Source organism: Salinispora cortesiana (assembly GCF_000484695.1).
Lineage (GTDB): Bacteria > Actinomycetota > Actinomycetes > Mycobacteriales > Micromonosporaceae > Micromonospora > Micromonospora cortesiana.
In genome coordinates, this window is sequence record NZ_AXVR01000003.1 from 32,854 (window position 1) to 44,975 (window position 12,122).

At 65.9% G+C, this 12,122-nt stretch carries 10 protein-coding genes, 1 tRNA gene and 4 pseudogenes; 10 read left to right on the top strand and 5 right to left on the bottom strand.

From position 1 onward, the window contains the following. Positions 1 to 75 precede the first annotated feature (75 nt). Together sepX and K228_RS0102640 are read left to right on the top strand one after the other, a co-directional pair. Positions 76 to 903, top strand: coding sequence for a divisome protein SepX/GlpR (gene sepX / locus K228_RS0102635; protein ID WP_025617006.1), 828 nt, complete (start codon positions 76 to 78; stop codon positions 901 to 903). 170 nt (positions 904 to 1,073) lie between these two features. Beyond that, positions 1,074 to 1,147: transfer RNA gene (locus K228_RS0102640), tRNA-Ala, on the top strand. Between the two features lie 247 nt (positions 1,148 to 1,394). Here K228_RS0102640 and K228_RS30110 read toward each other — a convergent pair. Continuing rightward, positions 1,395 to 1,683: pseudogene (locus K228_RS30110) on the bottom strand (hypothetical protein); the annotation flags it as partial. Between the two features lie 228 nt (positions 1,684 to 1,911). Here K228_RS30110 and K228_RS25275 point away from each other — a divergent pair. From K228_RS25275 to K228_RS25280, 4 genes and pseudogenes are all read left to right on the top strand, one after another. Further along, a pseudogene (locus tag K228_RS25275) lies at positions 1,912 to 2,025 on the top strand (helix-turn-helix domain-containing protein); the annotation flags it as partial. Positions 2,026 to 2,043: 18 nt separating this feature from the next. Beyond that, a pseudogene (locus tag K228_RS29135) lies at positions 2,044 to 2,124 on the top strand (polyketide cyclase); the annotation flags it as partial. Next, on the top strand, positions 2,121 to 2,402 hold the full coding sequence (locus tag K228_RS0102650; RefSeq protein ID WP_080671524.1) for a metalloregulator ArsR/SmtB family transcription factor: 282 nt from the start codon (positions 2,121 to 2,123) through the stop codon (positions 2,400 to 2,402). The pseudogene K228_RS29135 and the gene K228_RS0102650, both read left to right, overlap by 4 nt. Before the next feature lie 32 nt (positions 2,403 to 2,434). Next, positions 2,435 to 2,879, top strand: a pseudogene (locus K228_RS25280) (SRPBCC family protein). Positions 2,880 to 2,934: 55 nt separating this feature from the next. Here the strand turns inward: K228_RS25280 and K228_RS26735 are convergent. Both K228_RS26735 and K228_RS0102665 read right to left on the bottom strand, forming a co-directional pair. Continuing rightward, positions 2,935 to 3,723 carry a TetR-like C-terminal domain-containing protein gene (locus tag K228_RS26735; protein WP_025617007.1) on the bottom strand — a complete coding sequence of 263 codons (789 nt, stop codon included), beginning with the start codon at positions 3,721 to 3,723 and terminating at the stop codon, positions 2,935 to 2,937. A gap of 12 nt (positions 3,724 to 3,735) precedes the next feature. Further along, positions 3,736 to 4,149, bottom strand: coding sequence for a hypothetical protein (locus tag K228_RS0102665; protein ID WP_155251551.1), 414 nt, complete (start codon positions 4,147 to 4,149; stop codon positions 3,736 to 3,738). Between the two features lie 1,134 nt (positions 4,150 to 5,283). Between K228_RS0102665 and K228_RS0102670 the strand changes: the two genes are divergently transcribed. Next, entirely contained in the window at positions 5,284 to 6,030 is a 747-nt protein-coding gene (locus tag K228_RS0102670) for an AfsR/SARP family transcriptional regulator (RefSeq protein WP_245603407.1), read from the top strand. Positions 6,031 to 6,164: 134 nt separating this feature from the next. Here K228_RS0102670 and K228_RS28725 read toward each other — a convergent pair whose 3' ends face one another. Then, on the bottom strand, positions 6,165 to 6,323 hold the full coding sequence (locus K228_RS28725) for a 14-3-3 family protein (RefSeq protein WP_188116157.1): 159 nt from the start codon (positions 6,321 to 6,323) through the stop codon (positions 6,165 to 6,167). A 52-nt stretch (positions 6,324 to 6,375) separates the two neighbouring features. After that, a complete protein-coding gene (locus tag K228_RS0102680; RefSeq protein ID WP_025617010.1) occupies positions 6,376 to 7,374 on the bottom strand; it encodes a bifunctional lysylphosphatidylglycerol flippase/synthetase MprF in 999 nt (332 codons plus the stop codon). 317 nt (positions 7,375 to 7,691) lie between these two features. On the opposite strand from K228_RS0102680, the gene K228_RS0102685 reads away from it, so the two are divergent. The 3 genes from K228_RS0102685 (at position 7,692) to K228_RS0102695 (ending at position 12,121) form a co-directional block, all read left to right on the top strand. Then, positions 7,692 to 8,648 (top strand): diacylglycerol/lipid kinase family protein, encoded by a 957-nt coding sequence (locus K228_RS0102685; protein WP_281171551.1) that lies wholly within the window; start codon positions 7,692 to 7,694, stop codon positions 8,646 to 8,648. Positions 8,649 to 8,671: 23 nt separating this feature from the next. After that, on the top strand, positions 8,672 to 10,177 hold the full coding sequence (locus tag K228_RS0102690) for an MmgE/PrpD family protein (protein WP_025617012.1): 1,506 nt from the start codon (positions 8,672 to 8,674) through the stop codon (positions 10,175 to 10,177). 360 nt (positions 10,178 to 10,537) lie between these two features. Then, positions 10,538 to 12,121 carry an aldehyde dehydrogenase family protein gene (locus K228_RS0102695; RefSeq protein WP_029723316.1) on the top strand — a complete coding sequence of 528 codons (1,584 nt, stop codon included), beginning with the start codon at positions 10,538 to 10,540 and terminating at the stop codon, positions 12,119 to 12,121. Position 12,122: the final 1 nt, after the last annotated feature.

The following is a 12,122-nucleotide window of genomic DNA, read 5'->3' on the forward strand; positions in this document are numbered from 1 at the left end:
ATCTTCGGCTTCAGGCCGAAACATAAAAGATCATTCGGCTGGCCTGTGCTTGTCTGAAATTCGGTGACGGGAGGGGTGAGGGTGCCGACCTCGGTGCTCCTCGCCGTCCTCGCCGCTGCCGGCCTGCTCGCCCTGGCGCCGGCCCTGGTCCGCCGGTACGACGCGACCGAGCGGCTGGCGGCGGAGCGGGCGAAGTCGACGGCGCGGGTGCTCCAGCGCCGTCGACGACGCCGCACTGTCCCCGGTCGTCGGCCAATAAATCCGCCGCGTTCACTTTCGGTTACGTTGAGTGAAAAATGGGGGTCCGGTGCTGCCGTGGCCTCCGTTGCCGAACCGGAATCAGGGTCCCGTCGATCGGACCAGCTGCGCGCAGTTCCAGCGAAGCCTAACCGCCAGCGTCGCCTCAGCGGGCGCTCGGCTGCCGGCCCCCGCCGGCCTCCGCCGCGTCGCCGCCAGCACCCCCCCGCCATCTACCGGCGGCGGCGGGTGCTCGCCGCGCTGTTCCTGCTCAACGCCGTCGAGTTGGTCGGTGTGCTCCTCGTCAGCCCCGGGTTCTGGATTGGCTTCGTCGTCACCGGCACCCTGCTCCTGGCCTACGTCGCCCACCTGCGCTCTCGCGCCCTCGCCGACCAGCGCCGCCGACGCGCCCAGGCCCGCGAGGCGGCCTGGCTGGCCGCCCGCCAGGCCGAGGTGCGGCGCGAGCAGGCGCGCCGGGCCGCGGCCCGGCGGGAAGCGCAGCGCCGCCTGGCGGCCCAACGGGAGTCGGTGCGCCGTACCGCGATGGGCCTGGACCGGCCGGCGGACCTGCCGGCGGCGGCGAACGGTGGGACCGTCTCCTACCGGCGCGCCGGCGGCCTCCGCGGGCGCCCATATCAGTCCGGACGCGGTGCCCACCCGGCCTGACCTCGGAGATCGCCCGCCTGGCCGGAACCGGTGCGCCCCACCCGCTCGGGTCGCGTCGCAACCCCCTCGCCACGTCGGGGGCAATTCGCCGGACGGCCAGGGACCTGTTAGCCTTATCGCCGGCCCGCTCGGTGAATGCCGAGTGGGACCTATGCCGGTACGCCGGCGGAGGGGCTGTGGCGCAGACCGGTAGCGCACCTCGTTCGCATCGAGGGGGTCAGGGGTTCAAATCCCCTCAGCTCCACACAAAAGGCCCTGACCAGCAAGAATGCCGGTCAGGGCCTTAACTCTTGTCTATGCGATTTTGAATCACCCCCCGGAAACCCCTCCCAAACGCGTGGGCGCGACCGGGTTCCCGGTGACGGCGGGTCTGCCCGGTTCGCGGGCCGTCAGGCGTTCGCCCGCGTGTGTCTAGGTTGCCGGGGACGGCCTATCGCCTGCGCGCTCGGGACCAGTTGTCGGGCTGGTTCCGAGCTGTTCGAGGATGTGCGAGCCTCGGACGCCGCTCGGTCGAAGTTTGTCTTGCCACCGAGGGCTAACCTGACCTCGCTTGCGTAGTATGCGGCCTTGCCGAGATTGAAGTGGAACACCCCTCCTGGCCCGTCCCCATCTGGACCTACATGTGACCGAGCCGCCTGGGCCGTCGCCAGGGCACGATCGGCCTCCCGGTGATCGGCGGCTACCGCGTACGCCCGCGCTTCCTGACTCGCGAGCCTTAGCTCTGCCGTAGTCGCCGTTCCAGTAGGCGACGTTTGATTGCACCCAACCACACGTGATACGCCGTGCGCTGGAGGACCTACTGCCGGGGCGAGTTGTAGTCACTGGCACGATCGAGCGCCGGCTCCTGCTCATCGAACACGGGCACGGGGAGCGATGGATGGCTGTGGACCTGTCTGGCGAGGCGCACGCCACTCGGGGTTGGCCCGGTTGGGCAGCATTGTCGGCTCCGCCGGAAAACTGACCACGTGGTTCCGGCTGAATCGGGACCACCTCCTGAAGCATCGGGAGGTGCTGAGCGTGGAGGACTGGGCAGAGATCCGGCGGCTGCGGCGGTCGGAGGGTATGGCGATTCAGGCCATCGCACGGCGGTTGAGGATGTCTCGCAACACCGTGAAGAGGGCCTGGCTAGTGATCCCGCCGTACCAGAAGCATGTCGCCGGCTGGGACTTCCACCTGTCGCGGCTGGTGCCGTATATCGCGGCCCTGCAGGTGCGGCGGTGAGCACCACGATGGTCGAGAAAGTCGACGATTACCTATGGTCCGCGATTGGGGACCCGACGCGCCGCCGGATGTTCGATCTGCTGCTCGTCGAGGGCGACGGCACCGCGACCACGCTGAGTCAGCAGTTGCCGGTGACTCGCCAGGCGGTGGCCAAGCACCTTGGGGTCCTCGACCGGGCCGGCCTGGTCCGGGCGACACCGGTCGGCCGGGAGAGGCGGTACCGGGTGGATGACGCCCAGCGGATCGCCGAGGCAATCCAGCGCACCCGACACGACTGACGTCGAAGCTGACACGATTGAGGAGAGCCACCATGGTGGACATTCTGCACAGGGTTGGCGTCAAGACACCGACGCCGGAGAAGGTATACCACGCGCTGACATTCGTCGAGGGACTCGCTGGCTGGTGGACCGACGACACGAAGGGTAGTGGCGACGTCGGCGGTGTCCTCGAGTTTCGATTCCCATCGGGTGGCGTCGACATGGAGGTTATCGAGCTGCGACCGTCCGAACGGGTGAGGTGGCGGGTGGTCGATGGACCTGAGGAATGGATCGGGACTACGATCGACTGGGGCCTCCGCCAGAACGGCGACTACACGATCGTGCTGTTCAAACACCAGGGCTGGCAGGAACCGGTGGGAGTTCATGCACCACTGCAGCACCAGGTGGGGCTCGTATCTGATGAGCCTGAAGTCACTGGTGGAGACCGGCGAGGGCGCGCCGGCACCCCGGGAGGTGGAAATCAGCGATTGGCAGTGAGCCGGGTCGCACCAGCGACTTCAGGCATTCCACAGGAACGCGTGGACGCCCATCGTCACCAGCCAGGGTGGGGCTGGTCACCACCACGAGCAGGCGGTGATGTTCGACGCGTATGGTCGGCCCAGTCTGCTTGAGCTCCGATTGGCTCATCCTCGGTAATGCCAACGAATCTGCCCATTGTGGTCGCCGCGTGCTCGAAGAAGGCATCCGGGGCAGCGAACTCGTTAGCGTGTCCGTAGACGGTGTAGCTGATCATGCCTAGTAGTTGTGTCCACGTGACCAGCAGTCGGGCGATCAGGTCGTCCGCCAGACCTGCCAGCATGCCGTTCGCAAGGTTGCGCACGTTGCATCGCATGCCGGGAGAGAGCGGCAGGTCGGCGGGCCCGGGCGCGGCGATCCGCCTGGCCTCCGTCGCCCGCCGGAGAATGTCGACCAGTATGACGGCCGCGCGGGCACCCACGATGACTGTTTCTGGTGGCGCGCAGTAACCAGGTCGCGGCGGCCCCCATATGAGCGTGTACTCCGCTGGATTCGCCTGGGCCCATGATCGCATGCCGTCACATGCTGAGATCCATTGAGCCAGCAACCCGAGTCCCTTCTCCCTGGCGTCAGTAGCCCCCTTTTCTGCACTTGCGCCCATGGCCTCGTAGGCCTGCAGCACGAGTGCGGTCAGCAGCGAGTTGGAGTTTGGGAACTGGTTGAGAAGGTCTTCCCGGGGAAGCCCCAGAGTTTCGGCGAGCGAGGGCGTGACGAGGACCTCGGGTCCGCTGAGTGCCAACCGGCCGTAGGCCTCGCGCTTGATGTCCTCGGGAACGTGCTGGATGCGGCTTTTCCCGCTGCCCATACCATGCTCCTCTCAGTCGGCCGTTCGGTGTCGTGGACGTAGCTGGACGCGCGGGCATCTGATCAACCTGAACACGGTCACCCCGACCATTCCTACGAGGAACGTGTCGAGGGCCTGGCTGTGGGGCCGGACCGAGGGGTCCGGTGCCGGGCGGACGCGCTGAGCGATGCGATCGAGGCCGTTGGTATCAGCCACGTCCACGGCGACCAACCCTGCTCGTCCCACGATCGCCGGTAGGACCAGCGCCACCAGTCCCGCGGCGATGATGTCCAGTGAGGTCCGCGTCTCCGTTCGGGACTCTGGCGCGTACCGGACCGTGAACGTGAGGGCGACCGGGCTGGCGTTGAGCCTCCGTCGCGTCGAGGATCTGGCGACATTCATGCTGGAGAAGGTGAGCGGCGTCATGAGGATTGCGGCGAGGAACACCGGTATCACGATCCACTGGGCCCGACCGTTCGGACGGCCTGCGGATGGTGAGGCACCTGACCCGATCGGGGTCAGATGCGCGCTTCTCGACACGATGAAAGTTTCCCTGTGGTTGGCGGGACCGTGGGCATTCGCACCACCGATGCGGGTGTCGGCGCAATGGGGTGCGGCCATCCCGCTATGGATTCCGCGTGGATGTCCGGCGTCACCCAATCCCCGAGCCCTGGGTCAGTGCGGTAGGGCGCATATACGTGACTTGTCCCACCATCCTGCAAGGTATTCCACGTGATGTCTATTACGTCGAAAGTAAGGGCCGGTCGGGGTGATCGGCCAGGGTCATTGCGTAGTGGGGTAGCTGCTGGTCGCGGTGGTGATGAGGTCGTGGGGCGGCGGTTGGCGCGGCGTGTTGCTCGGGCGATGTTGGTCTTGCCGTTGCCGCGGTGGAATCCGATGGCGGTGTTGCGTAGGACGGCAGCGACGGCGGGTCCGGTGCCGGTCCGTGTCCGGTGGGCGTCCTCGCCGGAGGTCACGTCGCGGACCCAGTGCAACCGGTTCTCGATGTGCCATTCCAGGCGGGCCCATTGCTGCAGGTCAGCAGGCTGGGCGTAGTGAGGTGCACCATGGTAGTTATCACCGCAAAACGGTTATATGGTCACAGGTAATTGATCTAAAGTATTTGATCAATTACTCTAAGTAACTATTGAATGAACTGCTGTTGCTGGCCCGTAGGTGCCGTAAGGCCTGTGTCCTGCGAGGTTGCTGCTGCTCGGTGGTGGCCGCGTAACGCGTCAATTCGAGGACGTGGCACTACTTGTTACGTTGACTGTGGGTGATATCGCAATCTGCATAAGCAGTCATGATCTCCGATGAATTATCGTTGACGTATGGAAGTTTCCCTCGGTACTCTCGCCGCGTGGGGTGTGTTGAGTAAGGAGGCGAGTGGGTTTTGACGAGCTCCTCGTCGAACGGTGCGCATGTCGCTACCTGACGTATCTGCATGTCAATTACTCTAATGTCTTCACGTTAGTCAAGTGCGGACATCATTAGTTTGCACTTCGGATGAACTCTGGCCAACTGGGGTGAGCCGTGAACTTTTGGATTCTGGGTCGAGTGGCGGCTGGTTCCGCGGAGCGGATGCGCTACTTCCGCAGCGGTCTACAGTGCTCACTGCTGGCAGCACTGCTCTCAGCCGAGGGGCAGACACTCTCGACCGGGGCTTTGGTGACGGAGCTGTGGGGTGACGCCCCGCCCGACCTGGTGGAAAACGCGCTGCAAGCACACATCAGCAGGCTTCGTCGGAAGCTGCACGGCATTGCATCAGGTTGTGCCGAGATGCAGCTCGTGGCCCAGGCCGGCGGCTACCGACTGACGGTCGACCGGGCGAGGATCGATGCCTTGGCATTCACCAAGGCGCTGGCTCAGGCGCGGTTGGTGGCCGAAACCGACCCAACCGAGGTATCCTACCGCCTCCGAGAAGCGTTAGCACTCTGGCAGGGGCCGGTTTTCGGCGGCGCTGCGGTCGGGCTCGCCGCGCAAGCTGCCGCCGTCCGGCTCGAGGAGTGTCGCCTAGCCGCCCTGCAACTGCTCTTCGACAGTGAGTTGAGAGTGGGCCTTCACACCGCCATCGTTCCCGAGCTGACCGAGCTGGTGCGGGCCGAATCACCGAACGAGCTGCTCTGCGAGCAGCTCATGGTCGCGCTGTACCGATGTGGACGGCAGACCGACGCGCTCGGCGTCTATCGCTGGATACGCAACCGGATGTTGGACGAACTGGGCGTCGAGCCGTCACCGGTGCTGCGCAACCACGAGCGAGCCATTCTGGCTCACCATCCTGATCTGCAGGCGCGGCAAGACCACGTGGCTCTCCGCAACAGCAGGTGATCGCGGGGGTGTCACATGACTGAGTTGGCGGACAGGCGAGCGATCGGACTAACCAACCCGCGGCATCTCACATCGGACAGGCCAGGGGCTGGGGCCAGGGGGTGGCTCCCAGCGCCTGGCCTATCGGATGCTCGTCACCGTCGGCTGCCTTCGAGCAGGCGGTTAAGATCCGCAAGGGCGGCGTCGGCTTCATTTGCCACCTGCTGGTCGTCGGGCGCGGCGCAGATCGCGGAGAAGAGCTCCACGACTCGGTTTAGTGCGAGGCCTAGTCGGGTTTCGTGATCTTCCGTCATGTCGCACTCCTCATGGTCGTCGCGGTGCCGTGGTCGGTAGCCACCTGGACGGTCAGAACGCGTTCGAGGCGCGGAAGATGTGGGCGAAGCCAGCCACGCTCGCGCCGCCGTCAAAGGCGACGTACTCCGGCAGTAGGAGGTCAGGAGCCCACTTCTGCTTGTACGCCAGCTGGGACTGGGCCGGGTAGACCGCCTCGCCATGGGCCCACAGCAGGTCCATGAAATGACGGAAGCCAGCGTCATAACCAGGCATTTCATGGTCATCATGCAGACCGGAGAACGGGGTAAAGCCGAAGTGCAGCCAGGCTACGTCCTCAGTCCGGAAGGTCTCGATCGCGGTGACGTTGATCGCCTCCATGATCCCGGGAAGTCTGCTGGGTACCCGCCGGCTAAGATCATGCATCCATCCTGGACGACGGCCGAATACCGGAGAGTACGAGATGTAACCGACCGGGTCGCCGTCGATCAACCCGACGAACATGCGGCGGTGCGGTTGCATCCGGTCGCCGTACTGTCCTACCAGGTACTCCAGCTGTCGGGTGCCCTCGCCCTTGTCGTGTAGCCAGACACGGTCGATCTCGCGCAACCGGGGAAACACCATATCGTCATGGACCTCCACGACTTCGAGGCCGGCCCGTTGGGCTCGGGAGATCTTGTTACGCAGCTGCATGAACCGGGTGCCGGCCAGTGAGAAGGTAGGGAGGCTACGAGCCCACGACGCGCCGATCTGGTTGACCGTGAATCCTTCGTCGGCGTACACCATGGCGTCGAAACGCTGCAGCTGAACGCTGACCAGCGTCAGTTGCTGCTCGCGGGCCATCGATCGAAACGCGTCCAGTAGTTCCCGGTAGGACTCCGCCGGGGCGAACGGCCCGCCGAACTGCACCAGGAAGCGACCCGTACGCCGATAAACGATCAGCCCCGGACGGCTCGGCAGATGGAAGTAGGAGTTGCCTTCACTCACCGCGAGGAAGGAGCTCGGGTTGTCGGCTGTCGAATAGTCGCCGATGGCGGCCAGCGCGGGATGGTTGGCGGTCAGTGACGTGGTCACATCGGTTCTCCTTGTCCCGTCAAGCTATCAGAAATTTCCCTGCGACCAATCATAGGGACGGAGAATCTGCTTGAGAAGGGATGCAAGGATCGGTCAGTGGGTTGTCAGGGGATGGTCAGTCCGACCGTGGACAGTGTGTTTGTCGGAAGCAGCGACCGATCCGGATCGGGCGATGTGAACGGCGAGGAGAGGTACCCGAAGTGGCCTATTGGGGACCGGGTCTAACCCGGTCGGGCTTTTGCCCACGCAGCGTTCGAATCCTGCCCTCTCCGCAATGGGATTGATCCGACGAGAGAGATGCCATGTCGCTGAAAAAAATGCGGGAATCCCCTGGTCTGATCATCGCAAATCCGACCGCTGGTACCGTGGGACCCGATCTTGTGGCAGATCTCGTCGCACAGTGCCGGCGGTTTCTGCCGGATGTGGAGGTGCACTGGACGACGGGCCGTGGGGACGCCACCAAGGCAGCCCGCGAAGCGGCTGAACGGACAGCGACGCGTCTGGGAGTCGTCTTCGCCGTCGGCGGCGACGGTACCGTGCGTGAGGTTGTCGAAGGGTTCACCGCTGCGAGGCCACAGCATCGCGACGGGCCGGCCCTCATGGTCGTCCCGGCGGGGACTGGAAACTCGAACTACCTCGCGCACTGGAGCGATTGCGCCTGGCCGGTCGCGGTGACGGCAGCCCTGTCCGGGCAGCGGTCCGAGTCAGTCGGAGCAGAGGTTCGCATGCTCGACCTCTGTCGACTGACCCAAACCCGGGAGATCGTCCTCCTGGGAGCGTGCTCCGGCCTGATCGCCGAAGCGTTGGTCTATGCCCGCGACGTCCCGCTGTCGGGCCGGCCCCGGTATCGGGAAGCCTTGGCGCGTGCCGCTGAGGCGAACCGACCCTACCCGGGCCGGGTCGAGGTCGACGGGGTGCTGATCCATGAGGGCCCGACCGTGCTCGCCAACGTCGGTGGTGGCCGCTACCGCGGAGGCCAGTACAAGATCCTCCCACGGTCAATCCTCGACGACGGTCTCCTCGACGTTTGCGTGATCGGCGCCGAGACACGCGCCGCTGATGTGCCGGAACTGACCCGTCACGGAGCGCACCTCGGGCGGTCCGGCGTCGTCTATGCCAGCGGCCGGCGGATCACCATTAGTCGTCAGGACGGTGAGCCGCTCTGGTTCGAACACGACGGAGAGCTCCTGCCGCGTGAACATGCAGCGGTCACGCTGGAGGTGCTGCCCGGCCGGCTGCCGGCCGTCTGCCGGTCCGGGCGGGCGCTTGGTTAACAGCGGCGCCGCGGAGGAAGCCCATGACGTCCGACCTGCCAGAACTCTCGTGCCGTCCCCTGCTGCCGCAGTTGGCCGCGTGGGCGGCCGAACTACGGGTCACGGACGTGCCCGAGCGAGTGCGTGCCCTGGCCACGAGCCAGATCATCGCCCAGATCGCGGCGATGCGCGCCGGCCTGAGGCATTCGAAGAGTGCCGTGCTGCTACGGGCATACGGGCCACTGCGGCAGGCTGACCCGCGCCGCGCCTCGGTCGTACTGGGCGCGCTGGGTTCCTGGCTGAATCTGGACGACACCGCGTACGCCGGCCACCTGGCGCCTTCGACCGTCGCCGTGCCTTTGGCCTGGGCGCTCGCCGGACACAGCGACGGGCGGACACTCTTGACCGCAGTCGTGGCCGCCAACGAGTGCGCTGCCCGAATTACGGCTGCCGCCACGCTCGGCCCTCTGCGTGGGCAGAGCGCGCTGCACACCCATCTGGCCGGCGCGGTGGCCGGCCGCCTGGCGAGCGAAGGGGCGCCGACCCGGCGTTGGGTGGACGCGATGAGTTTGGCGTTCGCCGCTCCCCCCTGGCCCACCATGCACGCCTTCCTGGGAGGTGACGCCAAGCTGATCCACGTCGTCGCTCCGGTCCGCGCCGCGATGGACGCGTGCGACGCCGCCACGGCCGGCCTGACCGGGCCACCCGACGTGCTCGAACACCCTCGGGGGTTCTTGGCGCGGTTCGCGGCGGTGCCCCTGCCCGAGCTCGTGACCGAGGATTTAGGACACCGCTGGCACACCGACACGCTGTCCTTCAAGCTCCGTCCGGGCGGCCCTGGCATCGACGCGGCCGTGGACTGCGCGGTGGAGCTGCACCAGATGGTGCGGGGAGCACGAGTGACCGGCGTCGAGATCGCGGCCTCCGCTTACACACTCTTTGCCGGCCGTCAGTCAGAGAGTTATCAGGCCGGTCCGGATACCCCGCTCAGTGCCCTACTGCTCTGCACCGGCTACCCGGTGGCGACCGCTCTGCTGACCGGAGACCTGCGGGTGGAGGACTTCGATCAGCCGGAGTTGCGTGACCAGGCCCGCTGGACGTTGGCCCGAAGCGTGCAGCTGGTGCACGACCCGGAGATGACCCGGCAGCTCTTCGCCTCGGTGGCGCCGTTCGGCGCTGCGTTGCGCCGCGCTGGTGAACGAGCGCGGCCCTGGCTGTCGCAGTTCGTCGGGGAGGAGTTGGCGGAACTGGCCTTGGCGACCGCTGCCGAGAAGGCCGGCGCCGACGATTCGTTCCGTGAAGCGACCAAGGCGACGCCGGCGCGGGTGACGGTACGGCTGGCTGACGGCCGTTCGATCACGCGAGCGCGAACGGTCCCACTGGGAGCGGCCGGACCGGATACCCGCCGTCGACACGGTGAACTGGCCCGGCGCAAGTTCCTCGCCCAAGGGGGCAGCGAGGCAGTCGCCAACGCCCTCAGCGGAGATCTCACGAGTTGCTCCGCCAGCGAACTGTCCAGGTTGCTGCACGCAGCCCTGAGTGACGAATGAGCCTTCGAGCTGCAAGAGAGATGAGCTTTTCTCGGTGAGGATGATCCGAACCGAGTCGACGGTCAGTTCGCGATCGCTGCTGCCCGGTGCGCTTCGTTTCGTTTCCTCGTGAGGTGTGGGGGCGCCAGTCAGGTGGACAATAGTTTCTTGACGACCCCACGGCAAAACTACGAATGGTCAGACGGGTGTCAGGTCCGTGTCAGGGACGACTGCGAGACTTTTCGTGCGTGTTTAGGCGAGGGCGTTTCTGCTCCACATTGGTGATGGGAGATCGCGCACGTGTCTATTGCGTCTGGAGTCGGTGTGGCGCCGTCCGTTGATTCGCCACTCACTGGTCGACAGCAGTCTGTCGTCGAGCAAGTGCGTAGCTACGAGTCATATATTGGCGGTCGGGACGTTGCGGGGGAGGGGTGGGTGTACACACTCACCGCTCGTTCGCTGCTCGAGGATGTTTTTACAAGCGTCAATGTCAAAAGGACACTGGAGCGGAATCCGGAGTCGCCGGCCGCCCTTCATCCGTACGTCGTGGGGCGGTGCGGGGTGGCGACCGTGGCAGACATCGACGCTGCGGTGGACGCGGCCGTATCCGCGGCACCGGAGTGGGCGGCCACACCGCTGTCCACCCGGATGCGGCTAGGCCCGATGTTTCGTGCCAAGCTCCAGGAGCGGCGGGAGGAATTCCTGTCGATGTTGATGGCCGAGGCGCATCCGCGGATGCTCGCGGAGTGGGAGCTGTCCTGCTTGGAACAGGTCTACAGCGACGAAAGCTGCGACTGGTACCGCCAGCAGATGTCAACGGAGTTTGACCACGGGCCCCGCCGGCTGATCGTGCGGCGCTGCCCCGACGGGGTGGTCTGCATCAACCCTCCGCAGAACGCACCGGCCCCCAGTGCGGCACTGGCGGTCCTCGTCCTGATGGCAGGGAACACCGTCGTGGTGCGCGCCCCCCGCAGCATAGCTCTGAGCACCATGTACGTCCTTCGAGAGCTGGTCGCGCCGCTCCTTCGGGAGCTCGGCGCCCCGCCCGGCGCGCTCAATGTCGTCTGCGGTAAACCGCAGCAAACGCTGGAGCGGTGGCTGGGGCACCCGGGTGTCAACGACATCCTGTATTTCGGTGGGAGCGAGGAGGGGCTGCGCTTCGAGCGGGAATGCGTGGCTCGGGGCAAAAAGCCCATTCTCGAGCTCGCCGGCAACGACGGGCTCGTGGTCTGGCGAGACGCCGATCTCCGGCTCGCCGCCGAGGCGATCGCCGAGTGCTTCTACGGGTCCGGCCAGATCTGCATGGTTCCCAACTATGTGCTCGCCCACCCGGCGATCGCCGACGAGTTGCTTGCTCTCGTCCGCGCGGAGGTAGGTAACGTCCGGCCGGGCTACCCGGAGGACTACGGGGTCTTGCTGTCGCCGGTGCGCCGCAGCGAGAAGTTCTTCCGGCTGCTCAACCAGGCGTTGCAGGAGGGCGCCGAACTGGTCTGCGGCGGCCGGCGGATTGAGCTAGACGGCACACCCTCCGAAACCGGCGTGTTCCTCGAACCCACCGTGGTGCGGGTCAACGGGCTGCGTGAGGCCCGATGCCTGGACGTCGTGCAGCACGAGACGTTCTTTCCGCTTATCCCGTTCGTCGTCGCGGAGCCCGCCAGCGACGAGCTCCTGCTGGAGCGGACCATCGGCTTTCTCAACGACAACATCTACGGGCTACGCAACTCACTGTGGACCACATCGGCGGACGTGACTGACCGGTTCGTCACCCGGGTGCACAACGGCGGGCTGCTCAAGGTCAATGACTCTCACATCGGCTTCCTGCCCTACCTGCCCAGTCACGGGGGGACCGGACTCACCGGCGGTGCGTTCGGCGAGGCGAACTACCCCATCCTTAAGACCTCCCACCTTCAGGGAGTCAGCATCTCTCGTGGTGTCCGTCCGCGCACCGCGGTGTTCGGCGATTAAC

Excerpts from the sequence above, each read along its gene's own strand:
- K228_RS26735 (WP_025617007.1), bottom strand. The coding sequence starts at position 3,723 with ATGGGCAGCGGGAAAAGCCGCATCCAGCACGTTCCCGAGGACATCAAG.
- K228_RS0102670 (WP_245603407.1), top strand. The coding sequence starts at position 5,284 with ATGCGCTACTTCCGCAGCGGTCTACAGTGCTCACTGCTGGCAGCACTG.
- K228_RS28725 (WP_188116157.1), bottom strand. The coding sequence starts at position 6,323 with ATGACGGAAGATCACGAAACCCGACTAGGCCTCGCACTAAACCGAGTC.
- K228_RS0102685 (WP_281171551.1), top strand. The coding sequence starts at position 7,692 with ATGCGGGAATCCCCTGGTCTGATCATCGCAAATCCGACCGCTGGTACC.
- K228_RS0102690 (WP_025617012.1), top strand. The coding sequence starts at position 8,672 with ATGACGTCCGACCTGCCAGAACTCTCGTGCCGTCCCCTGCTGCCGCAG.